We start from the raw sequence: 25,093 nt of genomic DNA, 5'->3' as shown, positions 1-25,093 counted from the left end.
TTGGGGGGGCGCAGGTATCGATAGCGTGGGCGTGGTGTCCTCGTCTCCGCTGAACCCGCCCCCCTCCGCGCTCACGGGCAGACGACTCGTCGCGCTGTCGGTCGCGGTCCTCTTCACCGCCGCGCTGCTGCGATCCCCCATCGTGGCGGTCGCCCCCGTCGCGGGCGAGATCGGTGCCGACCTCGGTGTCACCGCCCCGGTCGTGGGGTTGCTGACGAGCATCCCGGTGCTCGCGTTCGCGATCTGCTCGCCCCTCGCCGTGTGGGTGATTCGACGGGGCGGGGTCGACTTCGCGCTGTCGCTGTGCCTGGTGGGCGCGATCGCCGGATGCCTCATCCGCTCGGCCGGCGGGCTGACCGCCGCCCTCGTCGGAACCGCCATCATCGGCCTGTTCCTGACGATCGGCAACGTCGTCGTGCCGATCATCATCGCCCGGGAGTTTCCGCGCGAGCGCGCGCACTTCATGACCGGGCTGTACACCTCGGCGATCAACATCGGCACGATGACCGTCACGCTGGCGACCGCGCCACTGGCGTCCGAGATCGGCTGGCGCGGCGCGATCGTCGTCTGGGCCGGCTTCGGTGTTGTCGCGCTCGCCGTGTGGCTCGGCCTGCGCGGCATCCGTGGCGCGTTGCTTCCCCGCGGCGGAACCGTGACGCGTCCGACCGACGAGGTCGATCCGCGTGTCGCGCGCTCGGCCTCGACGTGGCTGCTCGGTGCGGCCTTCGCGGGACAGGCGTTCAGCTTCTACGGGGTCACGGCCTGGTTGCCGTCGCTCCTCGAGGACGCGGGGTACGACGCCGCCTCCGCCGGCGGGATCTCGGCGGTGTTCCAGGTCTCGGGCATCGCGGGCGCCCTGCTCGTGCCGATCATCACGACACGTGTCTCGATCTTCGCGGGGGTGTTGTTCGTGGCGGTCGGCTGGCTCGCGATCCCCGTCGGGTTCGCCCTGAACCCCGGTCTGTGGCTGCTCTGGTGCATCATCGGGGGTGTCGCGCAGGGCGGCGGGCTCACCGTCGTGTTCATCATGATCGGCGCGCTGGGTGGCGGCGAGCACACGGTCGCCGGGCGTTCCGGGATCGTCCAGGGTGTCGGCTATGGGCTCGCGGCCGCCGGCCCCATCATCCTGGGCGCGATTCACGAGGCGGCCGATTCGTGGCTGCCGGTGCTCGCCGTCGTGGCGGGTGCGGTCGTGCTGTTCGGCGTGGCCGGAGGCATCGCCGCAGCTCCCTTGCGTCGGCGCTGACGCCGCGGCGCGCCTGAAACCGAGGACTTCGACGCGGGATGAGGACCTTTCGGCCCCAGACATCCTCTCGCGGCGCTGAACTCCTTTGTTCGAGTCAGCTCCTCAGCGATTCCGCGACCGTCCGCAGCGCGTCGGCCGAGTCGCGCAGCAGGTCGAGCTCGTGCGGCGAGAAGACCGTCTCGCGGATCGGCACCGCGCCGCGTGCGCTGACGATCGACGGAACCGACAGGGCGACCCCGTCGATGCCGTGGAAGTCGTGCAGGACGGTGCTGACCGGCATCACGGCGTTCTCGTCGTTGAGGATCGCCTCGACGATGCGTGCGCTCGAGAGTCCGATCGCGTAGTTCGTCGCACCCTTTCCGAGGATGACCTTGTATGCCGCATCCCGCACGTCGATGGCGATCGCGTCGAGCTCGTCCTGCGACATCCGGGGGTGTCCCGGCGAGACCCAGTCGAGGATCGGAACCGAGCCGATCGTGGCCTTCGACCACATCGGGAACTCGGTGTCGCCATGCTCGCCGACGATGTACGCGTGCACGCTCGAGGTCGAAACCCCCGCGCGTTCCGCGAGCTTCCAGCGCAGTCGAGACGTGTCGAGCACCGTGCCCGAGGCGAAGATGCGCTCGGGCGGCAGCGCGGTCGCCTCCCGTGCGAGAACCGTCAGAACGTCGCACGGATTCGTGACGACGACGTAGACCGCGTCGGGGGCGACGGAGAGCAGTTCGGGCATCATCGTGCGCAGGATGCCCGCGTTGACCTCGGCGAGTTCGATGCGCGACTGACCCGGCTTCTGCTTCGCGCCCGCCGTGATCACCACGACGTGCGACCCCTCGACGACCGAGAGGTCGCTGCCGCCGATGATGTCGCTTGCGCCGGTGAACTGGGTGCCGTGTGCCAGGTCGAGAACCTCGGCCTCGACCTTCGCGGTGGCGATGTCGTACAGGGCGACATGGCGTGCGGATCCGCGGATGAGCGCGGCGTAGGCGGTGCTTGCTCCGACGCTGCCCGCGCCGACGACGGTGAGTTTGGAGTTCTCGATTGCGCTCATGTCGTCAGTCTCGCAGGGCGCCGCCCCGAGGGGCAGGGGGCGGCGCCAGAACTAACGGGAAGTTTCGGATGCTTCGCCGGGATCGCTCTCACGGTCGCGGTCCGCGGGGGCCGCGGCATCCGAATCGTCGTGTGCCGGCTGGTCGGCGGAACCGGCGCGCGGCGGATTGCGGATGCCGGCGAACGAGACGAGCCCCCCGACTGCCATGAGTGCGGCCGTGACGATCGCCGCGCGGTGGAAGCCGTCGAGGTCGAGCGATCCGCCGACGATCGTCGCCAGCAACGCGATCACGATCAGGCCGGCTACGCGCGACACGGCGTTGTTGACGGCCGAGGCGATGCCCGAGCGATCGGTGTCGATCGCGCCCAGAATGGCTGATGTCAGCGGAGCCACCGTCAGTGAGATCCCGAGACCGAAGACCAGGATGCCGGGCAGCACCTGCGTCCAATACGAGAAGTCGTCGCGGACGGTGAGAAGAAGGAGCGCGCCCGCGGCCATCACCAGCGGTCCGACCGTCATGAACAGGCGCGGGCCGAATCGACCCGAGAGGGCGCCCACGCGGGAGCTCAGCAGGATCAACAGCACCGTGCCCGGCAGGCTCGCGAGGCCCGCGAGGGTGGCGCTCAGGCCGGCGCCCTGCTGCAGGTAGACGCCGACGACGAAGCCGTTCAGGCTCAGCGCGCCGTAGACGAAAGCGGTCGCGACGTTGCCGGTCCAGAAGTTGCGGACTCGGAAGAGGTCGAGCGGCAGGATCGGCGACCGCACGGTCCGCTGGCGCAGCAGGAACGCGATGAACATGGCGAGACCGCCGATGCCCGGGATCAGGATGGCGGGGGATCGCCACCCGAGGTTCGGTTGCTCGATGAGGGCGAACACGAACCCGCCGAGCCCGAGAGTGCAGAGCGCCGCGCCGAGCCAGTCGATCGAGGCATCCGGTCGCCGAACGTCGCGGTGGGTGAGGCGCGTCAGAAGCCAGAGCGTGATCGCGATCGGAAGGACGTTGATCAAGAAGACGAGGCGCCACGAGAGCAGGTCGACGAAGATGCCACCGAGGACGGGTCCCGTAAGCATTGCGCAGGTCGTCAGCGCGGTCCAGATGCCGATCGCCCGCCCCTGCGCGGCGTCGCGGAAGGTCGAGGTGATCAGGGCCAGAGAGCTCGGGACGAGGAACGCCCCGGCGGCGCCCTGCAACGCGCGAGCCACGATCAACACGATCGGGTCGGGCGCCACCGCGATGGCGACCGAGGCGATGCCGAAGCCGATCAGACCGATCCGCAGCACGACGATCCGTCCGAATGCGTCGCTCACCGACCCCGCCAGCAGAATGAGCGCGCCGAGGGTGATGAGGTAGGCATCCACCACCCATTGTTGGGTGGTCAACCCGCCGCCGAGCTCTTCGTCTATCGCGGGCAGTGCGACAGTGACGACCGTGCCGTCGAGGAACGCGACGAACGAGGCGAGCACGGCGACCGCCAGAACGAGGCGCTGTTGGCGGGTCATCGGGGAGGCCATGGGGACAACCTAGCCCTCGACTGGGCTGTGGTGGGCGAGTTCGCGAGCGGATGTGTGCGCGCAGGCGATCGCCCACGATGCGGCAGAACGGCGGCCGTGTCAACCCCCGATCAGAACCCGTGGTGTCGACCGTAATCTCGTCACCTCACCGGCTTCGCTCCGCGTTGCTCGTTCGCCGCATGACTCGTCTCGGAGGCCCCGATGCACAGCCCACCGCGCCCCGCTGCCAAGTACCCACTCACACGGATCGCCGGCCCGTACGGTCACCCATTTCATCCGATCGCCGTGATCATCCCGATCGGTGCATGGGTGTCGAGCGTCGTGTTCGACTTCATCGCGATCACGCAGTCCTCGCCCGCTCCATTCGTGATGGGGGCGAGGATCTTGATCGTCATCGGGCTGATCGGCGCCGTCGTTGCTGCCGTCCTGGGGTTTCTGGACTGGCTGACTATTCCGCGCGGCACGCCCGCCCGGGCTACGGGCACGACGCATATGATCCTCAACCTGATCGCCATGGGGATCTTCCTCGCGAGCCTGTTGCTGCGCGGCGGCATTTTCAGCGACAGCGAAGGTGTCTCGACGTTCGCCGTCATCCTCAGCGTCAGCGGCCTCGCGATCCTCAGCCTCTCGGGTTGGCTCGGCGGAAAACTCGCGCACACCTTCGGTGTTCGCGTCGCGGACGAGCAAACCCAGCGCGAAGGTCTCGAGCCGCTGCCGTGAACCGAACCGTCACCCACCCAGGAGGTACGCATGCCCGATGAAGACATCTCGTCCGCAAAGCGCCCGGCGACCGTTCTGGCCGGACCTTACGGGCATCCGTTCCATCCGATCGCCGTGACGATCCCGATCGGTGCGTGGATCGCCAGCCTCGTGTTCGACATCATCGGACTCGTCTCTGCGAACCCCGAGCCATTCGCGATCGGGTCGCGGGTGCTGATCGTGATCGGTCTGCTGGGGAGCATCGCCGCGATCTTCTTCGGTGTGCTGGACTACCTGCGCATTCCCGACCGTACCCAGGCCTCGAGCACGGCGACCTTCCATATGGGTCTGAACATCACTGTCTGCGGCGCATACGCCGTGCAGCTCTTCTTCCGCAGCACCACGGACGAGATCCCGGTCGGGGCGTTCGTCGTCAGCATCCTGAGCCTGTTGGTCTTGAGCATTTCGGGATGGCTCGGCGGCAAGCTCTCGTATCGCTACGGGGTGCGCGTGGCCAGCGAGGCGAAGCAGGCGGAGGCGTTCCGCGTGGAGTGAGCCGGGCGCTGTACCTGTGCGATTGGCGGGGGGACGTGCAGGCACGTAAGCTATTCCGCGGTGACGTGTCCGAGCGGCCGAAGGTGCAACTCTCGAAAAGTTGTGTAGGGTAACCCCCTACCGTGGGTTCAAATCCCACCGTCACCGCCACTGTCGAAGCCCCGCGAACCCTTGGAAACACTGGGATCGCGGGGCTTCTGTCATTCGCAAAACTCGCGAAGTGAGAACGAAATGAGAACGAACGTGTTCTCGCCGGCTGTTGGCAGGCGGCCCGACCGCTTGCCACGGCACTGATTGGTTGCCTGCATGACGCCCTACGGGTCGACGTCGCTAATGGCGCACAAGCCGAGCTGCATGACAGCTGCTAGCGACTCGGGCCCCCGCTACTTGACGGGCTGGTAACCGGCCCCGTCGGTGAGGGTGCGATTTCTGATGATCGAGATGGCTGCGCCGCTTCGAGGAGGGTGATGGTTGCTTGACGAGCTGCACTCAGGGCCGCGGCGACGTTGTCGAGGTCGTCGTCGAAGAGGTCCGCATAGGTGTCGAGTGTCATCGCTGCTGAAGCATGGCCGAGCATCCGTTGCACGGCTTTGACGTTCGCGCCAGCGCTGATGGCGAGGCTGGCTGCGGTGTGGCGTAGGTCGTGGGGCGTCACGCGCGGGAAATCCGGGTCTTGTGTCGCCGCCCGGCGCACGGCGCCCGCAAACCATCCGTCCTGTGAGTTGGGTAGGCGGAGGTGTGACTGCCCATTTCCGAAGAGGAGGTCCTCTCGTCCTTTCCCGAACGCTGCGGCACGGACGATGTTCTCGAGAAAGTCCGGGTAGGGCACGGAGCGGCAGGGTCGCAGATGTGTTCGGGGACTGATTGTCCGGCGCAGTGGTAGCCGCACTCGATGATCCACTGACGCAGCTGCGCCTGTGAGGTGCGTTGCGGGTCGTAAGAGACGTTCGCGGTCTGCGCGATCGGGTTCGCGTCGACCGCGGTAACCCCGGGCTGGCGGAGCAGGGTCGATTCGACGATGGACTTCGAGGATGCCCAGGAGAGGCCCTCGACTTCCATTACGACGGTGCGGGTCGTTTCGTTCATTGCGTTTCTCTAAATCGGCGGGCTCGCTGCGGAAAGATCACGAGGTCGGCTCCGTCACCAGGACAGTCCGCCAGGTGTTGCCGGCGTCGGTCGTGATCCGTACGCCGCTATCGTCGGCGATTGCTGCGGTCCCGTCCGGGCTGACGGAGATGGCAGCTGGTATCCCGGTGGCGTGTCCAGCGGTCTTCCATACCGCTCCTGGCTTCGTGGTCCCGGTCCAGATGGTGCCGTCCGCGCCGGCCCCGATGATTCCTTCCTCCTGGGTGGGGTCCGCGGCGATGACGACAAGCATCGGGGCGTTGCCAACGGGAGCGAAACTGCTCCCGGCGTCGCGGCTGACCATCAGGCCCTCGGGTGTGGTGGCGGTCACGACATCGGGGTTGGTCGGATCGATGCTGATATCGCGGGCAGTCAGCGCGGCGACATCGGCCCAGGTCTGCCCGCCGTCGACGCTCGCCGCCAGGGCGGCGCGGTCGGAGGGGAGCCCGAGCAGGAAATCGGGTGCGGCGGGAGTGGTGGCGAGCATGTGGAAGTCCGTGACCCCTGCGAGGGACACCTGCTCCCACCCTGTCTCGGTGTGCCGGACGAGGCCGATATTCGGCGGAGCGAACGAATCTTCTTGGTTGTCAGGGGCGGGGTGGCCGGACGCGAGAATGCTCTCCCCTTGGACGGTCAGGCCCATCGCATCGAACACAGTGTCCCCGACCAGGGACACCTCATCGGTGGTGAGGTCGATGCGGTACGCGCCGGTGTGTGCGCCGACCAGCACGGCTCCGTCGGGCGCGAACGCGACGTCGTGAATATGAGCGACGGGCGGAGCGGAGGAAGGTTCATCGCTGCCGGCGGTCGTGCAGGCCGTGGCGGTGACTGTCAGCACGCCAGCGAGGACGGTGGCAGTGAGGGTGCGTGTGCGCGTGTTCATAGTGGCGGGCTCCACGGGCGAGGGCCAGCCGGCGGGTGCGGCCGACCCCTGCCTGTCAGAGGGTCGCGAGGATGTCCTCCATCGTCGTGATCTCGGTGGTCTGCGAGGCGATGATGTTCTCCGCCAGGGCGACCACATCGGCGTTCTCGCCGTCGTCGATCTGCGTCTGCGCCATCTCGATCGCGCCTTCGTGGTGCACGATCATCTGCTCCAGGAACAGGCGCGACGCCTCCACGCCGGTGGCGCCCTCCAGCGCCTCCATGTCGGTGTTCGACATCATTCCCCCGTGATCCATACCGTCCATCTCGCCCATCGGCGTGCCCCACTCCTCAAGCCACGACTCCATCAGCTCGATTTCGGGGCCTTGCGCGGCTTTGATCTGCTCGGCGAGGCTCAGCACGCGGTCATCGATGCCGTCCTTGGCGAGGATCATGTCGGCCATCTCGACGGCCTGTTCGTGGTGCGGGACCATCATCATCGTGAACTGCATGTCTGCGGAGTTCACATCGGCGGCAGGGGATGCCGAGGACGATGAGCCCATCCCGGGCATGTTGTCCATGCCGCCACCGGTCGTGGTGCCAGCGCAGCCGGCGAGAGCGAGCAGGGCGGTCAGGGTGATCGCGGCGGTCGCCGCGGCACGGTTCTTCATCAGGTTCTCCTCAGTCGTTTGTGAGCGCACGAACCGGTGTGTCCGGGCGTGAAAGTGCTGAGCCCACCCGCGGGACGGGTCGGCTGCGAGCACCTCTCAGGTGCGACTGATGCAGAGAACGAGCAGAGACGGGGGTCTAGGAAGGGCAGTGCTAGGGGCGATCAGGGTAGGGCCGGCGCGCAGCGCGGCCCCCCAGGTGTGGCCCACGCGAGGGAGGAAGAGCAGTAACGCCACGAAGAGCAGCGCGAGGACGCAGGTCATCGCCAGCATGCTGGTATGCCCGCCGCAGTCCACGCACTCCCCGTCCGTCGACGGCTGGGGCGTGCCGTGGTCGGCCACGGCCACGGCCGCGCCAGCGGTGCCGTGTTCGTGGATCGCCGACGACGCGGGCGTTGACGTCTCGGCGTGACTGTTCAGAGAGTGCATCGCGAGCAGCCCGACGATGATCGCGGTGGTGACGGCGATGAGTAGCAGCAGCGAGTGGCCGAGCCCACGCGGGCCAGGACGCAGGCGTTGCGCCAGAGCGATCATCGACATGTCACCTCCCTCGCTTCCCAGGGTAAACGGATCAGGCGGGCTGACGTGTGCGGGATATAGGGGTGGCTGCGGCGACCGACGCGGTGGCGTGGGCGCGGAAGCGTCGCAGCCGGAGGCTGTTGGTGACCACAAACACAGACGAGAACGCCATCGCGGCGGCCGCGATTAGCGGGTTCAGCAGGCCGAGCATCGCCAGTGGGATCGCGGCGATGTTGTACGCGAACGCCCAGAACAGGTTTCCCTTGATGGTGCCCAGGGTTCGGCGGGCCAGCCGGATCGCATCCGCCACCACGAGCAGGTCACCGGAGACGATCGTGATGTCACTCGCAGCGATCGCCGCATCCGTCCCGCCGCCCATCGCCACCCCGAGATCCGCCGCGGCGAGGGCCGCGGCATCGTTCACGCCATCGCCGACCATCGCCACCACACGCCGGGAGGCATGCAGCTGCCGGATCGCTTCGAGCTTCCCGGCAGGGGTGACTCCGGAGCGGACTTCGTCGATGCCGACGAGAGTGGCGATGTGTAGCGCCGCACCGGCGTTGTCGCCGGTGAGTAGTACCGGCCGGAGCCCCAGCGCGCGGAATCGTGCGATCGCTTCGGCGCTGGTGGGCTTGACGGTGTCGGACACGGTGATCGTGCCCAGGAACTCGCCGTCGCGTGCAACCGCGATCACCGTCGCCCCGGCGGCTTCCAGGGCCTCAGCTTCGGTGCGGTGGGTGGCGGGGGCGTGGACGGACCATTGGTCCTCGACCCACAGGGGACGCCCGGCGACCACCACGGCGCCATCGATTACGGCTTGCACGCCGAACCCGACGTGCGACGTGAACCCCTCGGCAGGAGTCGGCGTGCCCTCCACCGCCGCGACGATTGCACGGGCGACGGGGTGTTCCGATCCCCACTCTGCGGCGGCGGCCGATGCTAGCAGGTCCTCGGAAGTGATGCCGGGTGCGGGGGAGAGCGTGGTGACGGACATGACACCGTTCGTGATGGTGCCGGTCTTGTCCAGCACGATGGTGTCGACCTGGCGGGTCTGCTCGAGCACCTGGGGTCCGCGGATCAGGATGCCCAGCTGCGACCCGCGGCCGGTGCCGACCAGCAGCGCCGTCGGTGTCGCCAACCCCAGAGCGCAGGGGCAGGCGATGATTAGGGTCGCGACGGCCGCGGTGAACGCGACCTCGAGCGACCCGCCGAGTAGCAGCCACCCGACGAACGCGATGATCGCCAGGACGATCACGATCGGAACGAACACGGCCGAGACGCGGTCAGCGAGGCGCTGCACCTTGGCCTTGCCGGTTTGTGCTTCGTCCATCAGCCGTTGCATCCGCGCCAGCTCGGTGTCGGCGCCGACGCGGGTGATCTCCACGATCAGGCGCCCGCCGACGTTCACCGTAGCGCCGACCACGCGGGAACCCTTGGTGACCTCAATGGGGACGGATTCGCCCGTCAACATGCTCGCGTCGATCGCGGATGCGCCGTCAACGACGAGCCCGTCGGAAGGGATCTTCTCCCCGGGGCGCACGACCACCTGATCGGCGACGGCTAGGGCATGTCTGACAATTGCCGGGTCCAGGCGATGACGGCGTTGAGGATGACAGCGGCCCGGTAGGTGATCGCGAGTTTGTCGTAGCGGGTGGCGAGTCCTCGCCATTGCTTGATGTGGCAGTAGCGGCGCTCGATGACGTTGCGGCCCTTGTAGTCGGCGGCGTCGAGGCAGACGGGGCGTCCGCCGCGTGAGCCGCGGCGCTTGCGGTGGCCTTGCTGGTCGGACGGCTCGGGGATCACGGCCTTGATCCCGCGGGCGCGTAGATGCCCGCGGATCGCGCGGGATGAGTACGCCTTGTCACCCCGGACCGCGTCCGGATGAGTGCGGGGCCGGCCGACGGGACGGGCGACACGCAGGTGTCCCATCAGCGGCAGGAACATCGGCGAGTCCCCGGCCTGGCCTGCTGTCAGCAGCGCGACCAGCGGGAGCCCGTTGCCGTCGACGAGCTGGTGGATCTTCGTCGACAGGCCGCCTCGGGAGCGGCCGACCGCGTGATCAGGCGGCTCGCGCGTCGTTCCATCCGACTTGCCGGGATGCATCGGCGATCGGCAGGTCGGTTTCCTCGATCAGTCGCGTGAACTCCGTCAGGCGGGTCTCGATGAGGAACCGCATGGGGGCGACACCGACCTGCTGGGTGAAAACGCGTGTGAGATGGGCGCGGGAGACGGCCACCTCCGCGGCGAGCCTGCCGACCGTCCACGGCTCGGTCATGCGCGAGCGCAGCAGGACGACCGAGCGGCGCACGGGGCGAGCGATTGGCGGCTGCGCGAGCCGGCCGCGCACCGGGAGGACGAACCTCTCGGGCACGGCGCCGTCGTCGGCGAGCAGCGTCGGTAGGGCAATCTCGACGGCGCGGGAGAACAGAGAGATCAGTCGGGTGGTCGCGACCTCCGGTGGCGCGGTCTCGTTCACGAGGCTGATCTGGCGCCACAGCGGTTCGATGCGGTGCAGGATGTCCACGCCAGGCTGCAGCACGAGTGCCGAGCCGTCCCAGGCGTCAGGATGCACGCCCGGACGGACGCGCGTGGTGTCGGCGAGCACCCATCGCATGTGGGAGCGGAGGAAGGACTCGTCGAAGTAGAGCGTCCATAGCCGCACAGTCGGGTCTGGGCGCACTGAGCACCACATGCCGGCCCCGAGAGCCATCGCGTAGCCCGGTGTCAACTCGTGGATGCCTGTGGCTGTCTCAATGTGTGCGGCGCCCTCGAGGACGTGGACGATCTTGGCGTGCCCAAACACGGCGCGGTGGATGCGTTCGGCGCGCACGCTCTCCACCGCCGACAACGGCGGACCGGCCGGCCGGCCAATAACGTAGCCGCGGCCGGTATCGTCACGATCCCGCAGGGGTGGGACCGCATCCCGTCCGATCAATGGCGCCGTCACGCGTTCATCGACACGACCAGTTCCGTGGCCTCCGGAAGGTTGCGCCGTGGTCACGCCCGATAGCCGATGACAGTGGTCATGCCGGTTTCGGCGTGGTAGATGTTGTGGCAGTGGGCGACCCAGAGACCTGGGTTGTCAGCGTCGAAGTCGACGGTGAGGGTCTGCTTGGGCAGGATGATCGACGTGTCTTTCCGCGGGCCGCCACCTTCATGCTGGTAGGTGTGACCGTGTAGATGGAATGGGTGCCACATCTCGGTGTCATTAGTGATCGTGAACCGGACGCGTTCGCCTTCGCGGATCTCGTGCGCGCCGTCGAGGGGCTGATTCATATCGAACCGTCGCCCGTCGATGCCCCAGTCGTATTCGGCCATACCTCCGGTGAGAGTGATCGCCACGGTCCGATCAGGCTGCCGTGAGGACAGCGCAACGCTGCTATCTGACGTCAGCAGCTGTGCGGTCCCGATCCGGCTGCTAGTGAGCTCCGGGATGCTCACATCGGCCGTCGGTGCTGCCGCGGCGCTGCCGGTGCGGATGACGGCGAAGCCGCGGTCGCGCTTGCCTTCGGCTTGCGCGACGAGGGGAAACACGCCGTCGCCGAGGGTGAGGGTCGCGTCGTAGCGTTCGCCCATGCCGATGAGGATGCTGTCGACTTCGAGCGGTTCCACGGGGAAGCCGTCGGTATGGGTGATGGTGAGCGTGTGACCGCCGATGGCGAGGCGGAACGCGGTGTCGCTGCCGGCGTTGATGATCCGCAGCCGCACCTTCTCGCCGGCCCGCCCGGTGAACTGGGTGGGGTCAGCGGGGGGTTTCCCGTTGACGAGGTAGAGGGGGTAGTAGACGTCGCCGGCGTCGCCGCCGAGCAGATCGGAGGTGGCGCCCATGAGGGTGTTGCCCATCCGCATGAACATGTCGCCCATCCCGCCCGTGTCACCCATCCCGGCGGACAGCTCGTCAAGGACGTCGTCGGGGGTGGCGGTGACGCCGTCGAGCCAGTCGTCGAGGATGATGACCCACTCGTCCTCGTACCCGCCGGGCTCGGCGGGGTCCTCGACGATCAGCGCCCCGTACAGGCCACGGTCCAGCTGCACCCCGACGTGGGGGTGGAACCAGTAGGTGCCGGGATCGGGCGCGATGAACTCGTAGTCGAAACTGGCCCCGGCCTTGATGGGCTGCTGGGTGACCGGCGGGACGCCGTCCATGTCGTTGCGCAGCGCGAGCCCGTGCCAGTGCACGGAGGTGTCCGCCTCGAGCTGGTTCCGGACGGTGGCCTTCAGAGTGTCTCCGGCGCCGAGACGGATCACGGGCGCCGGAACAGACCCGAACGCCCAGGTCGGCGCGGTCGCCCCGGCTAGGTCCAGCACGGTCGGGGCGGCGGTGAGGGTCGCGGTGGTGACCTTCCCGGTGCCGCCGCGGCGCCGCTCGGCGCCTTGGACCTGGGCGCCGTCGGGCTGCACCCAGTTCGCCGCCGGCGCGCAGGATGCCAGCGCGACCGTCGCGACGGCGCCAATGCTGACGCCGAGGAACCCTCGCCGAGTTAGGAGGAAGCGGGGGCGTGGGGCGGGCGACGGGTTCATCGTTGTTTCCTTTCCGGCCGGGAGCGCGGGCCGTGGTTTTCGTCAGGGAGGCCGTCCGGGTCGGACGTCGCATGATCGGCGGAGGCTCGTGGGGCACGATTGCCGGTTGCCGTGACGGCCGAGGGCTCTGAGCGCCTGGATCCGATGGCGAGCAACGCCATTGCGATCAGCACGATCACGGTCCCGATCCAGCCCCACAGGCCCGGGTCCTCGCGCAGGATCAGCAGCGACAGCAGGATCCCGAAGACCGGCACGAGCAGCGTCCACGCGGCGAGGAGGTCGAGCCGGGCACGTCCGATCTCGGTGAACCAGGCGACCGTGGTGGCGGCGGTGCCGACCAGTGATAGGAACAGCAGGGTGAGGATGAACCGGATGTTCCAGTCGATCGTGGGCGGCCCTTCTGTGACGGCTGCGGTGCCGGCGAGGATCGCACCTCCGATGAGCAGCTGAGCTGCCGCCACGATTCGGACGTCTGCGTGCACGATCCGGCCGATGAGGGTGCCGGCGGCGATCGCGGCGGCGGAGGTCAGTGAGAGCCACGCTCCGGTGCCGAGCCCGGAGGGAAGGACGATGATGAGTAGGCCGGTGAAGCCCAGGCCGATCGCGGCGATCGCGGCGGGGGTGGGACGCTCGCGGTAGAGCCACCACGCGGGCAGCAGGATCAGGATTGGCTGCGCGTTGGCGAGCACCGAGGCGATCCCGGTCGACAGTCCGGTCGCGGCGACGAACATCGTCGCGAATGCCAGGGCGATGTTCACCAGTCCGAGGCAGCCGATCAGTGCCCATGTCTTCGGGTCGCGGGGAAGAGGTGCCCGCTGGATGCCGGCGACGGTTGCGAGCGCGACCCCGGCGATGAGGGCTCTCAGTGCCGCGAGCCACAGCGGCGGGGCGTCTTGCAGGCCGACGGTGATCGCGACGAAGCACGACCCCCAGGCGAGCGTGACCCACAGCATCCGCAGCGGTCGGGGGTGCCCGTGCCGGCTGGCGTCCGCGAGGGGGCGGACGACGGTGTTCACGACGACTCTCGCGTGTCGGTCCCGCTGTCGCCCCCGTGGCGTCGATGATTCGAGTCGTGGGCGCCGGTGTGGTGGCGGTGGCCGAACAGGTGCATGGCGGCCATGCCGATGATCGCGACGTAGGGCAGCACTGCGACGACGTGGGGAAGGTGGTCGATGAACAGGTAGATCGCGATCCCGAGCACGGAGATCCCGATGATCAGCCACGCCGTCACAGGCATCCGTCGCCGCGGGTCGCCTTCGCCGGGACGTCGGCGGGCGGTTGGTGGTCACCGGTCATGGTCGGGCTCCTCCGCCGGTGTGAGGAAGTCCTGGCGCATGCCGAGGCTCTCGTCGGTGAGGCGGATCGAGGTCGCGGCGTCGGGGACGGTGCCCGTCAGCGCGCGGATCGCGTCGATCGTCTCGGGCACGACGATGGCCTCGTTGTAGACCTGGTAGGCGAGGTAGGCCTCGCTGCCGTTCACGGTGACCAGGTCCTCCCACACGGCGACCTCCCACATGTCTCCCCGGGGGCGGCCGAGATCGCGCATCAGCTCGACGGTGGAGTTGAGGGCGACCAGGCCATCGGACATCCGGATGAACGCGATGCGGGGCGCGGCGCGCAGGGCGTCCAGCACCTCGTCGCGGGTCGCCTCCCGGGTCAGTTGTAGCGTCCAGTAGTGGCTGTGGGTCTGCGTGTGGGCGCCTTTGGCGGCGATGGTGACGACATCGAGTCCGGGGAGCACGGTCTGTGCGTCGGGGCCCTGATGAGAGGGGATGGTCGGTTCTGGGACCATCGTGTTCATGATCCCGCCGAGGTGCGATTCCCACGGGTCGGTGGCGCGGCGGATGAGCACCCCACGGGCGCGCAGCAGGAGTCCGGCCGCATCCAGCGCGCCGAGGATCCGCACGATGCTGGTGGTGTTGCAGGAGACCACCCGGGTGCTGTCCCTGCCGATGGCGCTGGCGTAGTTGGCTTGGGCGACGAAGGAGTGGCCGGTGGTGGAGTGGGACTCGCCGCCTTGGAGCACTGCCTTGACGCCGAGGGCGCGGTAGCGCTCCAGGTTTCCCGCTGCCACATGCTTGGGGGTGGTGTCGACGACGACGTCGCACTGCGCGAGAAGGTCGTCGAGCACTCCCTGTGCGGGCACGTCGGCGCCCCGCATGGCCTGCTGCGCCTCGATGGTGGAGGCGAACACGGGCAGGCGGTTCGCTGCGGACTTGATCCGCCAGTCGGTGGCGATGTCCGCGACGCCGACCAGGTCCATGTCCGACTGCAGCAGGACCGCGTCGGCGACGCGCTTGCCGATGACGCCGTAGCCGTTGACGCCGACTCGAATGGTGTTCATGTGCGTGCCTTTCTGATGAGGGATGGGAGCCGCGGCGGTCATCGCCGTCGCCGCGTGGTCCAGAGCAGGTAGCCGCCGAGTGCGGTGACCACGCTCGCGCCGGCGCCGATCATGACGCCTTCCCGCGAGCGCCATCTCGTGTTCCCGCTGACGAGTTCGCCGATGCCGTTGATCAGGGCGGCGGTGATCATGCCGGCGATCAGGCGATTGCCGATCCGTTCAGCCCGTCCCACGAGCGGTTCCAGTTCGGCCGCGCGCAGGTGCACCTCGAGGCCGCCGTTCTCCAGCACCCGCCGGAGCTGCTTGAGTGTTCCGGGCAGCTCGAGCAGCAGTGCTCCGGCATCCGCGGATGCCTGTGCCCAGCGTTTCGCCAGGGCGGGGAGGGAGAACTGTCGCTGCACGATCCGCTCCGAGAAGGGGGTGAGCGCCTGCAGCATCTCGAACTCGGGGTCGAGCCGTGCCGCCAGTGCCTCGCCCATCATCAGGACCTTGAACAGCAGAGCGGTCTGCTGCGGCAGCTGGAGGTGGTGGTGTCGCAGCAGGGCGAGCAGCTCTCCGAGCAGGTGGCTGAGGTTAATGTCGGACAGGGGGCGTCCGAGATACCGCGACACGAAGACGTCCAGGGAGCGGCCGAGCTCGCCGCGGTCGGAGGTGTTCTTGGTGATCGAGAGCGCGAGCAGGGCGGTGGCGAGCGCGTTGGAGTCTCCGCGGGTGAAGGCGAGCAGCACGTCGGAGAGCTGCTCGGTGACCTCTTCGTCGAGTTGGCCGACCATGCCGAAGTCGATGAGGGCGATGGATCCGTCGGTTTGGATGAACAGGTTGCCCGGGTGCGGGTCGGCGTGGAAGAAGCGGTTCTCGAACACCATGGTGAGGATGAGGTCTGCGCCTCGCCTGGCCAGCTGGTTCCGGTCGATGCCGGCCGCGTCCAGGGCGGGCAGGTCGTCGACTCGGATGCCGTGCATCCGTTCCAGGGTCAGCACGCGTGACGTGGTCGTCTCCCAGAACACCTGAGGGACGGCGACGTCGGGTGAGTCGGCGAAGTCGGCGGCGAACCGCTCCGCGTTCCGGCCCTCCTGCAGATAGTCGAGCTCGGCGCGCAGCGTGCGGGAGAACTCCTCGACGATGCCCGGCAGGTTGTACTGGCGGGCGGCATCCCACCGCTTGTCGGCGCGCTCGGCGAGGTTCTGCAGGATCTCCAGGTCTTCGTGGATCTGGGCGACCGCGCCGGGTCGGCGGACCTTCACGACGACCTGGGTGCCGTCGTGAAGGGTCGCGGCGTATGCCTGCCCGATCGACGCGGCGGCCAGCGGTTGCGGGTCGAACTGTGCGAAGAGCTGTTCGGGGTCCGCGCCGAGCTCCTCGCGGATCACCGCCTTCATCGGCTCCCAGGCCTCGGGCGGCGCGGCGTCCTGAAGCTTGACCAACTCGGCGAGGTAAGCGGCGGGCAGCAGGTCGTTGCGGGTGGACAGCAGCTGGCCGAGTTTGATGAAGGTCGGTCCGAGCTCCTCGAGGGCGAGTCGGAGGTGTTCCGGACTGGTGTAGGGCTCGTCCCGGCGCGCATGCCCGAGAACGCCTTTGTTGAAGGGAATCCACTTCTCCAGTCCGAGCAGCCCGAGGCCGAGCCCGAGTCCGTGGTGCTCGAGGATGGTGGCGATGCGCCGATACCGGCTCCGATGCGTGCTCATCAGTCGAGGCCTCCTTCGCGGTTGGTCGCGTCGCGGGCCGAGGTGCCCGGGCCGATCGCGAACGTCTTGGTCTGTCCGGCCGAGAGCGGCACGGCGACCGCGCCGACGCGCACGTGGATCGCGGGTGCTGAGCCGGCGTGCACGCGAAGCTCCAGGCTGCGGTCACGGAGCATCACGTCGACGAGGTGGCCGCGGTATCGGATCTGGAACCCGACCCGGGTGAGGTTCGGCGGCAGTCGGGGGGCGAAGACGAGCTCGTCGTCACCGAGGGCCATGCCGGCGAAGGAGCGGACGGGCAGGTCGATGGTGCCGGCCATCGCGCCGAGGTGGATCCCTTCGCGGGTGGTGCCGCCCTGGGAGTCGTCGAGATCGGCGATCAGCGCCTCGCGGAACGCGATCCAGGAGCGGGACGGGTCGATGCCGGCCAGGACGGAGGCGTTCACGACTCGGCTGAGCGTCGACCCGTTGGCGGTGCGGGCGAGGTAGTACTCGACCGTGCGGGTCAGGTCCTGCTCGGAGAACGGGTAGCCGAGCGTGGCGAGTTGCGCCCGGAGCCCGTCGTGACCGAGCAGGTAGACCAGCATGACGACGTCGGGCTGCTTGGCGAGCTTGTACCGGTTGGTGCTGTCGTTCTCGGACTCGAGGATGAGATCGAGCCGGCCGATGTTCCCGTACTCCTCGCGGTAGTGGTCCCAGTCCAGCTCCTGCAGGCTCTCGTAGCCGTCGAACTGGGTGAGGATGCCGTCGCGGTGGAACCCCACCGCCAGTCGTGTGCTGAGCCGGGCCCACCCCGCGATCTCCTCGTCGGTGACGCGGAGCCGGTCGCGGAGGCCCTCGCCGCGGTGCCCGTGGAGCAGGGCGAGTGTCCGGGCCGCTCGCGTGGCGACCCACGAGGCGAGGACGTTGGTGTACGTGTTGTCGCGCAGGCCGCTGCCGGGAGCGTCCGGGGCGCCGTCGTGGAACTCGTCGGGTCCCATCACCCCGGCGATGTGGAAGCGGTCGGTGGCAGTGTCGTGCTCGGCGAGCGAGGCGAACAGGCGGGCGACCTCGATGATGAGCTCGCCGCCGCGTTCGGCGAGCCACTCGAGGTCGCCGGTGGCCTGGTAGTGCTGCCAGGCGTTGTAGGCGATGGCGAGGCCGACGTGGCGTTGACGGTGGGAGTTGTCCGGCATCCACCGACCGGAGCGCGGGTTGTAGAGCGCCTCGGGCGTCTCCTCGCGACCGTCGCTGCCGCTCTGCCAGGGGAAGAGGGCTCCGCGGAGTCCGGCGGCGGTCGCCGCGGCGCGGGCGGCGTCCAGTCGCCGCCAGCGGTAGTCGATCAGCGCCCGGCTGATCTCGGGCGTGCGCAGAGCGATCACGGGCAGGACGAACACCTCGTCCCAGAAGACGTGCCCCCGATACCCCTCGCCGTGCAGGCCGCGGGCGGGCACCCCGGCGTCGAGCTCGACGGTGTGCGGCGAGAGGGTCTGGAGCAGGTGGAAGACGTGCAGGTTCAGGATGAGTCGGCTGTGCGTGTCGGCGTCCAGGGTGACCGCGAAGCGTTCCCAGAGTCGCCGCCACGCCGCCGCGTGGCGTTCCCGCAGCGCCTCGACGTCGCCACCGCGTTCGGTGAGCAGGGTCAGGGCGGCACCACCCGGCTCGCTGATGGCCCGATCGTGGGAGGTGTAGATCGCGGCCGTCTTGGTGAGGGTGACCGGTCGACCCTGCTCCAGAGGGATGCGCAGCTCCCGGGTGTGCTGCGATGGCGTGTCGATGCGGTGATCGGTCGCGCTGTCGGTTCCGGTGAGGGTCGAGCGGACGGCGGTGGCGATGTGGACCCGGCTCTGCCGGGTCCGCACCTCGCAGAGGGTGGTGTCGCCGACCTGGCGGAACGTCGGCTGCGTGAGGTGGGTGGCGTCCGATCCGAGATACGCGGCCACGTTGCTGTTGCGCACGCCGGCGTCGATCCCGGCGCGGAGGGTGACCGTGCCGCTCCAGTCGGGGGCGGTGAGCGTGGTTTCCAGCACGGCCAGGTGAGGCTCGTCCAGGGAGGTGAACGTCGTCTGCACGAAGTCGAGTCGATCCCCGTTCGGAGCGGTGAGGACCGCGCGGCGGACGACCAGGCCGCGGCGCAGGTCGAGCTCGCGTCGTTCGCTGTGCGTCACGACCTGGCCGGTGGACAGCCACGGCCCGTCTCCGAGGCGGAGGTCCACCGGAAGCCAGTTGGGAGTGTTGACGAGATGCTCCTCCTCGAGCTCGCGCCCGTGGATGGTGCTCGCCAGTCGGTTGTACACGCCGGCGAGGTAGGTGCCGGGATAGTGGATGCCGTCGTCGTGGTGCTCGGGCCGGGCGCCCCGGGTGGCCAGGTAGCCGTTGCCCAGCGCGGTGAGCGCCTCCCGGTGCCCTTCGTGCGCGGGGTCGAAGCCGTCGTAGACCAGCTGCCACGGATCCGTGGTGGAGACGCCCAGGTCGAGCTCGGCGACATCGGCCAGGACGAGGTCGGCGCCCGCGGCCTCGAGCTGCTCCCGCGCTCCGGCGCGGTCGATGCCGACGACGAAGCCGAAGCCTCCGCGCCTCCCGGCCGCCACGCCGGCGACCGAGTCCTCGACGACCGCGGTGCGGGCCGCGGCGACACCCAGTCGCCGGGCCGCCTCGACGAACATGGCGGGATCCGGCTTGCCTTTCAGGTGATGCGAGAGCGCGATCCGGCCGTCCACCACGGTGTCGAAGCAGCCGGCCAGTCCTGCGGCGGCGAGCATCTGGTGCGCGTTCCGGCTCGCGGTGACCAGCCCGACCGGAACGGCCGCGCCCCGCAGGCGATGCAGCAGCGCCACGGTGCCCGGATAGACGCGCAGCCCGCGGGTGCCCAGCTCCGCCAGGAACAGCTCGTTCTTGCGCGCCGCGAGCCCCGCGATCGTCCACGCCGTTGGTGGGTCGTCGGGATCTCCGGCGTCCAGGGCGATCCCACGGGCCGTCAGGTACGCCGATACCCCGTCCTCGCGGGTTCGCCCATCCACATAGCGGCGGTAGTCGGCGACCGGGTCGAAGGTCGTCTCGGGGTCGTCCACCTGCACACGCGGGTCTCGCAGCACCTCGTCGAACAGCTGCTTCCACGCGGCGGCATGGATCGCGGCGGTGTTCGTGACCACGCCGTCCATGTCGAACAGCACCGCGTCGTAGACGGCATCGAGGTGGTGAGTCCCGCGCTCTGCCGACCGCGGAGTCATCGCGGCGCCTCGCGTCCGGTCATGAGGCGCCGCCGGGCGTCGACGCCGGGGCGAGGCTGCTCGCCTCTGCCGGGGCCGCGGGGGCCTGCTGGGCGGGCAGCCGGAGCCGCTTGAGCAGGAGCGCGTTGACGGCGACGATCACGCTGGAGCCGGACATGCTGATGGCGGCGATCTCCGGGGAGAGCATGATCCCGAACGCGGGGTAGAACACGCCGGCGGCGATCGGCAGCGCGATCGCGTTGTAGCCGATGGCCCAGCCGAGGTTCTGCCGCATCTTCCGCAGCGTGCCCTTCCCGATCTTCAGCGCGATCGCCACGTCCAGCGGGTCGGAGCGCATCAGGACGACATCGGCGGTCTCGATGGCGACGTCGGTGCCGGCGCCGATCGCGATGCCGAGGTCCGCCTGGGCGAGGGCGGGGGCGTCGTTGACGCCGTCGCCGACCATCGCGACCTTCTTGCCGGATGCCTGGAGCTCGGCGATCTTGGCGGACTTGTCCTCGGGGAGCACGTCGGCGATCACGGTGTCGATGCCCAGCAGCGAGGCGATGCGCTCGGCGGTGGGCTTGTTGTCGCCCGTGAGCATCGCCACCTCGATGCCCTGCTCGTGGAGTGCGTCGATCGCGGCTTTCGCGGTGTCGCGGGGGGCGTCGGCGAGGGCGATCACGCCGGCGATCTGCCCGTCGACGGCGAACATGATCGCGGTGCGGCCGCCGTCCGCGAGGGCCTGCTGCTGCGAGACGACCGGGCCGGTGTCGATGCCCTGCGCGGCCATCAGCCGGGCGTTGCCGAGCACCACGTGCTTCCCGTCCACGGTGGCGATCGCGCCCTGCCCGGTGACGTTGCGGAACGCGGACGCGGTGCGGCGCGGGATGTTCCGGCTCTCGGCGTAGGTGACGATCGCCTTGGCCAGCGGGTGCTCCGACTCCCGCTCGAGCGCGGCGGCGAGGGCGAGCAGCTCCAGGTCGTCCATGCCGATGGGGATGTAGTCGGTGACCTCCGGCTCGCCCTTGGTGAGCGTGCCGGTCTTGTCCAGCACGACGGTGTCGATGTGCGCGGCGGTCTCGATGCCGGTCGCGTTCTTGAACAGCACGCCGCGCTTGGCGCCCAGGCCCGTGCCGACCATGATCGCGGTCGGCGTGGCGAGCCCGAGGGCGTCGGGGCAGGTGATGACGACGACGGTGATCGCGAACAGGATCGCCATCGGCAGCTCCGCCCCGGCGAGGAACCACACCAGGAAGGTCAGGGTGCCGCCGACGAGGGCGAGCAGAACGAGCCAGAACGCGGCCCGGTCGGCGAGGCGCTGGCCGGGGGCCTTGGAGTTCTGCGCCTCCTGCACCAGCTTCACGATCTGCGCCAGCGCGGTGTCCGCGCCGACCTTCGTGGCACGCACCCGGAGCGTGCCGACGGTGTTCACGGTCGCCCCGATCACCTCCGAGCCGGGCGCCTTCTCGACCGGCATGGACTCGCCGGTGACCATCGACTCGTCGATCTCGGACTCGCCGTCCTCGACGACGCCGTCGGTGGGGACTTTCGCGCCGGGGCGGATGAGCATGAGGTCGCCGGGGACGACCTCGGAGGTGGGGATCTCGACCTCCTCTCCGTCGCGGAGGACGACCGCGCGGGCGGGCGCGAGCTCCAGCAGCCGGCGGATGGCGTCGTTCGCACCTCCCCGGGCGCGCATCTCGACCCAGTGGCCGAGCAGCACGAAGGTGGCCAGCACGGTAGCGGCTTCGTAGAACACCTCGCCGCCTCCGGTGAGGGTGATGACCAGGCTGTAGATCCAGCCGGCGCCGACACCGACCGCGACCAGCACCATCATGTCCAGGGTGCGGGCGCGCAGAGCCCGGTAGGCGCCGTCGAAGAAGATCCAGGCTGAGTAGAAGATCACCGGCAGCGACAGGATCAGCATGAACACGTCGTCGCGCAGCCCGAACGGGGCCGGCACCTCGAAGCCGATCACCTCCCGGCCGATCGGGGACCACAAGGTGATCGGGATCGACAGGATCAACGCGACCAGGAACCGGTTGCGCATGTCCCGGATCATCGCCGCCATCGACATGCCGCCGTGATGCCCGCCGTGGCCCATCACATCCTGCGCGCTGCGGCCGGCCGGCTGAGCCCCGTGATCGTGCCCACCCTCGGTGGCCGGAGCGTGACCGGCATGCGCGCCGGCGTCCATGGCGGAGTGGTCCGCGTGGTCCGCTGCCGGGTGCGGGTGCTCGTGCCCCGCCGGGGTGTCATGACCGGTGGAGACCGCGCGTCCCTCGTGCTCGGCGTGCTCCTGATAGCCGTCGTGCGCGTCATGCTCGGCGTGGGCATCGTGCTCGGCGTGGTCGTGGTGGTCGGCGTGCTCGTGGGGTTCGTGGGCGGGGTCGCAGATGTGGTCCGGGACGGACTGCCCGGCGCAGTGGTAGCCGCATTCGATCACCCACTGCTGCAGGTGCGCGACCGAGGTGGTCTGCGGGTCGTAGGTGACGGTCGCGGTCTGGGAGACGGGGTTCGCGTCGACGGACAGGACGCCCGGCTGGCGGGCGAGGTGGGCTTCGGTGACGTTCTTGGAGGTCGCGCGGATCATGCCGCTGACCTGCAGGGTCACGGTCTTGGTGTCGGTCATCGGATTTCCTTCGCGGTGGAGGGGCGGTTCGGGTCGGTGTCGGGGTGGGGCCAGCGCCAGTCGGCGACGGCGGGGATGTCGGTGCCGTGCTCGCGGGTGTGGGCGCGGGCGCGCAGGCGGGCGTCGACGAGTTCCTGCCGCAGCTGCGCGTGGGTCGCGGCAAGGCCCGGGACGTGGTCGAGGACGTCGATCGCGAGCCGGTAGCGGTCGAGGTCGTTGAGCATGACCATGTCGAACGGGGTCGTGGTGGTGCCCTTCTCCACGAAGCCGTGGACGTGCAGGTTCTGGTGCCCGGCGCGCTTGTAGGTGAGACGGTGGATCAGCCACGGGTAGCCGTGGTAGGCGAAGATCACCGGCTTGTCGGGGGTGAAGATCGCGTCGAACTCCCGGTCCGGCAGGCCGTGCGGGTGCTGGTCCTCGGATTGCAGACGGGTCAGGTCGACCACGTTCACGACCCGCACGGACAGGTCAGGGATGTGCTCGCGCAGCAACGCGGCCGCGGCGAGCCCCTCGAGGGTGGGCACGTCGCCGGCGGCGGCGAGCACCACGTCCGGCTCGGCGCCCTCGGTCTCGGTGCCGGCCCAGGGCAGGATGCCCAGGCCCCGGGTGCAGTGCTCGATCGCCTCGTCCATGGTGAGCCACTGCGGGGCGGGCTGCTTTCCGGCGACGACGACGTTGATGTAGCCGGTGGAGCGCAGGCAGTGGTCGTAGGTGGACAGCAGCGTGTTCGCGTCGAACGGGAGGTAGACGCGGACGATGTCGGGGCTCTTGTTCAGGGCGAGGTCGATGAACCCGGGGTCCTGGTGGCTGAACCCGTTGTGGTCCTGCCGCCAGACGTGGCTGGAGAGCAGGTAGTTGAAGCTCGGCACCGGTTCCCGCCAGGGCACCTCGCTGGCGGCTTCGAGCCATTTGGCGTGCTGGTTGAACATCGAGTCGACGATGTGCGTGAACGCCTCGTAGCAGTTGAACAGGCCGTGCCGGCCGGTGAGGACGTACCCTTCGAGCCAGCCCTGGCACTGGTGCTCGCTGAGCACCTCCATCACCCGCCCGGTCGGCGCCAGATGCTCGTCCACCGGCAGCACGGTCGCGTTCCACTGCTTGCCGGTGGCCTCGAACACGGGCGGGGCGAGCCGGTTGGAGGCGGTCTCGTCGGGGCCGAAGATGCGGAAGTTGTCCGGGTTGTGCCGGATCACGTCGGCGAGCCATTCGCCGAGCATCCGGGTCGCCTCCGCCGTTCCCGTGCCTCGCGCCTCGGGGTCGACCGGGTGGGCGTGGTCGCGGAAGTCGCCCAGGCGCAGCGGGACGGTCAGCTGCCCGCCGTTCGCGACCGGGTTAGCGCTCATCCGCCGCGCTCCGGCCGGGGCGGCGGCGACCGTGGCAGGGAACGGGGCGCCGTCGGCGTCGAAGAGCTCGTCGGGCCGGTAGGAGGCCAGCCAGTCCTGGAGGAGCTGCAGGTGCTCGGGGGTGTCGCGGACCTCGGCGAGCGGCACCTGGTGGGACCGCCAGGTGCCCTCCACGGGGAGCCCGTCGATCACCGGCGGGCAGGTCCAGCCTTTCGGGCTGCGCAGCACGATCGCTGGCCACGCCGGCCGGCCTTCCAGGGTGCCGGCCGCCGCGGCGGTCTTGATGTCCGCGATCCGGTCCAGCACCTCGTCCAGCACGCCGGCGAACCGGGCGTGGGACTCCCGCGGGTCCTCGCCGTCGAAGCCGACGGTGACCACGAACGGCTCGTGGCCGTAGCCGCGCAGCAGCGCGACCAGCTCGTCCTCGGGGATGCGGGACAGCACCGTCGGGTTGGCGATCTTGTACCCGTTCAGGTGCAGGATCGGTAGCACCACCCCGTCCGCGGCTGGGTTGAGGAACTTGTTGCCGTGCCACGCGGTCGCCAGCGGCCCGGTCTCGGCCTCCCCGTCGCCGATCACGCACGCGACCAGCAGGTCCGGGTTGTCGAACGCGGCGCCGTAGGCGTGGACGAGGGAATAGCCGAGCTCGCCGCCCTCGTTGATCGACCCGGGCGTGTCCGGGGACGCGTGCGAGGGGATGCCGCCGGGGAAGGAGAACTGCCGGAACAGCGCCTTGAGCCCCTCCTCGGTGCGGTCGATCCGCGGGTACAGCTCCGTGTAGGTGCCGTCCAGGTAGGCGTTGGCGACCATGCCCGGCCCGCCGTGCCCCGGCCCGGTCACGTACAGGGTGTTCAGATCCCGGTCGGTGATCGCCCGGTTGAGGTGGGCGTACAGGAAGTTCAGGCCCGGGGTGGTGCCCCAGTGCCCCAGTAGTCGAGGCTTGATGTGCTCCGCGGTGAGCGGGTCGCGCAGCAGCGGGTTGTCGAGCAGGTAGATCTGCCCGATGCTCAGGTAGTTCGCCGCCCGCCACCACGCATCCACCTCCTCCAGTCGTTCCGGGGTGACGGCGATGGTGCGGTATGCCCAGCGGGCCGGTGCGGTGCTCATGGTCGGTCTCCTCGCGGTTCGCGGCCGAGGCCGCCGAATG

At 69.3% G+C, this 25,093-nt stretch carries 20 protein-coding genes, 1 tRNA gene and 1 pseudogene; 4 read left to right on the top strand and 18 right to left on the bottom strand.

The window, feature by feature from the left end; translation table 11 throughout:
- The first annotated feature begins 34 nt into the window (after positions 1-34).
- Positions 35-1,246 (top strand): MFS transporter, encoded by a 1,212-nt coding sequence (locus ACIQ0W_RS11400; protein ID WP_396642859.1) that lies wholly within the window; start codon positions 35-37, stop codon positions 1,244-1,246.
- 94 nt (positions 1,247-1,340) lie between these two features.
- Here the strand turns inward: ACIQ0W_RS11400 and ACIQ0W_RS11395 are convergent, their stop codons facing one another.
- The gene (locus ACIQ0W_RS11395) at positions 1,341-2,294 is read right to left on the bottom strand and encodes an L-lactate dehydrogenase (protein ID WP_396642858.1); all 954 of its coding nucleotides are present in this window, start codon (positions 2,292-2,294) and stop codon (positions 1,341-1,343) included.
- A gap of 51 nt (positions 2,295-2,345) precedes the next feature.
- A complete protein-coding gene (locus tag ACIQ0W_RS11390) occupies positions 2,346-3,806 on the bottom strand; it encodes an MFS transporter (RefSeq protein ID WP_396642857.1) in 1,461 nt (486 codons plus the stop codon).
- Between the two features lie 201 nt (positions 3,807-4,007).
- Between ACIQ0W_RS11390 and ACIQ0W_RS11385 the strand changes: the two genes are divergently transcribed.
- The 3 genes from ACIQ0W_RS11385 to ACIQ0W_RS11375 all read left to right on the top strand — a co-directional run bounded on the left by ACIQ0W_RS11385 (position 4,008) and on the right by ACIQ0W_RS11375 (position 5,210).
- On the top strand, positions 4,008-4,526 hold the full coding sequence (locus ACIQ0W_RS11385; protein ID WP_100813984.1) for a DUF2231 domain-containing protein: 519 nt from the start codon (positions 4,008-4,010) through the stop codon (positions 4,524-4,526).
- A gap of 30 nt (positions 4,527-4,556) precedes the next feature.
- Positions 4,557-5,060 carry a DUF2231 domain-containing protein gene (locus tag ACIQ0W_RS11380; RefSeq protein WP_100813983.1) on the top strand — a complete coding sequence of 168 codons (504 nt, stop codon included), beginning with the start codon at positions 4,557-4,559 and terminating at the stop codon, positions 5,058-5,060.
- Between the two features lie 59 nt (positions 5,061-5,119).
- Positions 5,120-5,210 (top strand) — tRNA-Ser (locus ACIQ0W_RS11375).
- Between the two features lie 214 nt (positions 5,211-5,424).
- Here ACIQ0W_RS11375 and ACIQ0W_RS11370 read toward each other — a convergent pair.
- From ACIQ0W_RS11370 to ACIQ0W_RS11295, 16 genes and pseudogenes are all read right to left on the bottom strand, one after another.
- Positions 5,425-5,715, bottom strand: a complete 291-nt coding sequence (locus ACIQ0W_RS11370) for a tyrosine-type recombinase/integrase (RefSeq protein ID WP_396642856.1) — start codon at positions 5,713-5,715, stop codon at positions 5,425-5,427.
- The gene (locus ACIQ0W_RS11365) at positions 5,712-6,119 is read right to left on the bottom strand and encodes a heavy-metal-associated domain-containing protein (RefSeq protein ID WP_396642909.1); all 408 of its coding nucleotides are present in this window, start codon (positions 6,117-6,119) and stop codon (positions 5,712-5,714) included. Before ACIQ0W_RS11365 ends, ACIQ0W_RS11370 begins: the two co-directional genes overlap by 4 nt.
- Before the next feature lie 64 nt (positions 6,120-6,183).
- On the bottom strand, positions 6,184-7,068 hold the full coding sequence (locus tag ACIQ0W_RS11360) for a hypothetical protein (RefSeq protein ID WP_304690009.1): 885 nt from the start codon (positions 7,066-7,068) through the stop codon (positions 6,184-6,186).
- Between the two features lie 55 nt (positions 7,069-7,123).
- The gene (locus ACIQ0W_RS11355; protein WP_100814303.1) at positions 7,124-7,717 is read right to left on the bottom strand and encodes a DUF305 domain-containing protein; all 594 of its coding nucleotides are present in this window, start codon (positions 7,715-7,717) and stop codon (positions 7,124-7,126) included.
- A gap of 96 nt (positions 7,718-7,813) precedes the next feature.
- Positions 7,814-8,254, bottom strand: coding sequence for a DUF6153 family protein (locus ACIQ0W_RS11350; RefSeq protein WP_100814304.1), 441 nt, complete (start codon positions 8,252-8,254; stop codon positions 7,814-7,816).
- 31 nt (positions 8,255-8,285) lie between these two features.
- On the bottom strand, positions 8,286-9,902 hold the full coding sequence (locus tag ACIQ0W_RS11345; RefSeq protein WP_396642855.1) for a heavy metal translocating P-type ATPase: 1,617 nt from the start codon (positions 9,900-9,902) through the stop codon (positions 8,286-8,288).
- A pseudogene (locus tag ACIQ0W_RS11340) lies at positions 9,794-10,303 on the bottom strand (IS5 family transposase); the annotation flags it as partial. The gene ACIQ0W_RS11345 and the pseudogene ACIQ0W_RS11340, both read right to left, overlap by 109 nt.
- Complete coding sequence (locus ACIQ0W_RS11335; RefSeq protein WP_232711325.1) at positions 10,293-10,508, bottom strand: helix-turn-helix domain-containing protein; 216 nt, start codon at positions 10,506-10,508, stop codon at positions 10,293-10,295. The pseudogene ACIQ0W_RS11340 and the gene ACIQ0W_RS11335, both read right to left, overlap by 11 nt.
- Positions 10,509-11,230: 722 nt before the next feature.
- On the bottom strand, positions 11,231-12,754 hold the full coding sequence (locus tag ACIQ0W_RS11330; RefSeq protein WP_036298348.1) for a multicopper oxidase family protein: 1,524 nt from the start codon (positions 12,752-12,754) through the stop codon (positions 11,231-11,233).
- Positions 12,751-13,770: a DMT family transporter gene (locus ACIQ0W_RS11325; RefSeq protein ID WP_396642854.1), complete on the bottom strand. Its 1,020-nt coding sequence runs from the start codon at positions 13,768-13,770 to the stop codon at positions 12,751-12,753. The genes ACIQ0W_RS11330 and ACIQ0W_RS11325 overlap by 4 nt, the downstream gene beginning before the upstream one ends.
- Positions 13,767-13,985, bottom strand: coding sequence for a DUF2933 domain-containing protein (locus ACIQ0W_RS11320; protein ID WP_021010678.1), 219 nt, complete (start codon positions 13,983-13,985; stop codon positions 13,767-13,769). Before ACIQ0W_RS11320 ends, ACIQ0W_RS11325 begins: the two co-directional genes overlap by 4 nt.
- A gap of 54 nt (positions 13,986-14,039) precedes the next feature.
- A complete protein-coding gene (locus ACIQ0W_RS11315) occupies positions 14,040-15,098 on the bottom strand; it encodes a type II glyceraldehyde-3-phosphate dehydrogenase (protein ID WP_033107657.1) in 1,059 nt (352 codons plus the stop codon).
- Between the two features lie 38 nt (positions 15,099-15,136).
- Positions 15,137-16,783 (bottom strand): AarF/ABC1/UbiB kinase family protein, encoded by a 1,647-nt coding sequence (locus ACIQ0W_RS11310; RefSeq protein WP_036298344.1) that lies wholly within the window; start codon positions 16,781-16,783, stop codon positions 15,137-15,139.
- On the bottom strand, positions 16,783-19,989 hold the full coding sequence (locus ACIQ0W_RS11305) for an HAD-IA family hydrolase (protein WP_051513456.1): 3,207 nt from the start codon (positions 19,987-19,989) through the stop codon (positions 16,783-16,785). Before ACIQ0W_RS11305 ends, ACIQ0W_RS11310 begins: the two co-directional genes overlap by 1 nt.
- 19 nt (positions 19,990-20,008) lie before the next feature.
- Positions 20,009-22,603, bottom strand: coding sequence for a heavy metal translocating P-type ATPase (locus ACIQ0W_RS11300; protein ID WP_396642853.1), 2,595 nt, complete (start codon positions 22,601-22,603; stop codon positions 20,009-20,011).
- Entirely contained in the window at positions 22,600-25,053 is a 2,454-nt protein-coding gene (locus ACIQ0W_RS11295; RefSeq protein WP_396642852.1) for a phosphoketolase, read from the bottom strand. Before ACIQ0W_RS11295 ends, ACIQ0W_RS11300 begins: the two co-directional genes overlap by 4 nt.
- Positions 25,054-25,093: the final 40 nt, after the last annotated feature.

Source organism: Microbacterium sp. (genome assembly GCF_044340635.1).
Lineage (GTDB): Bacteria > Actinomycetota > Actinomycetes > Actinomycetales > Microbacteriaceae > Microbacterium.
This window is presented reverse-complemented; position numbering and strand designations above follow the sequence as displayed.

Coding starts and splice junctions, on each gene's coding strand:
- ACIQ0W_RS11310 (WP_036298344.1), bottom strand. CDS start 16,783: ATGAGCACGCATCGGAGCCGGTATCGGCGCATCGCCACCATCCTCGAG.
- ACIQ0W_RS11345 (WP_396642855.1), bottom strand. CDS start 9,902: ATGGCGAGGACTCGCCACCCGCTACGACAAACTCGCGATCACCTACCG.
- ACIQ0W_RS11360 (WP_304690009.1), bottom strand. CDS start 7,068: ATGAACACGCGCACACGCACCCTCACTGCCACCGTCCTCGCTGGCGTG.
- ACIQ0W_RS11350 (WP_100814304.1), bottom strand. CDS start 8,254: ATGTCGATGATCGCTCTGGCGCAACGCCTGCGTCCTGGCCCGCGTGGG.
- ACIQ0W_RS11395 (WP_396642858.1), bottom strand. CDS start 2,294: ATGAGCGCAATCGAGAACTCCAAACTCACCGTCGTCGGCGCGGGCAGC.
- ACIQ0W_RS11300 (WP_396642853.1), bottom strand. CDS start 22,603: ATGACCGACACCAAGACCGTGACCCTGCAGGTCAGCGGCATGATCCGC.
- ACIQ0W_RS11335 (WP_232711325.1), bottom strand. CDS start 10,508: ATGACCGAGCCGTGGACGGTCGGCAGGCTCGCCGCGGAGGTGGCCGTC.
- ACIQ0W_RS11365 (WP_396642909.1), bottom strand. CDS start 6,119: ATGGAAGTCGAGGGCCTCTCCTGGGCATCCTCGAAGTCCATCGTCGAA.
- ACIQ0W_RS11305 (WP_051513456.1), bottom strand. CDS start 19,989: ATGACTCCGCGGTCGGCAGAGCGCGGGACTCACCACCTCGATGCCGTC.
- ACIQ0W_RS11355 (WP_100814303.1), bottom strand. CDS start 7,717: ATGAAGAACCGTGCCGCGGCGACCGCCGCGATCACCCTGACCGCCCTG.
- ACIQ0W_RS11385 (WP_100813984.1), top strand. CDS start 4,008: ATGCACAGCCCACCGCGCCCCGCTGCCAAGTACCCACTCACACGGATC.
- ACIQ0W_RS11390 (WP_396642857.1), bottom strand. CDS start 3,806: ATGGCCTCCCCGATGACCCGCCAACAGCGCCTCGTTCTGGCGGTCGCC.
- ACIQ0W_RS11315 (WP_033107657.1), bottom strand. CDS start 15,098: ATGAACACCATTCGAGTCGGCGTCAACGGCTACGGCGTCATCGGCAAG.
- ACIQ0W_RS11295 (WP_396642852.1), bottom strand. CDS start 25,053: ATGAGCACCGCACCGGCCCGCTGGGCATACCGCACCATCGCCGTCACC.
- ACIQ0W_RS11380 (WP_100813983.1), top strand. CDS start 4,557: ATGCCCGATGAAGACATCTCGTCCGCAAAGCGCCCGGCGACCGTTCTG.
- ACIQ0W_RS11330 (WP_036298348.1), bottom strand. CDS start 12,754: ATGAACCCGTCGCCCGCCCCACGCCCCCGCTTCCTCCTAACTCGGCGA.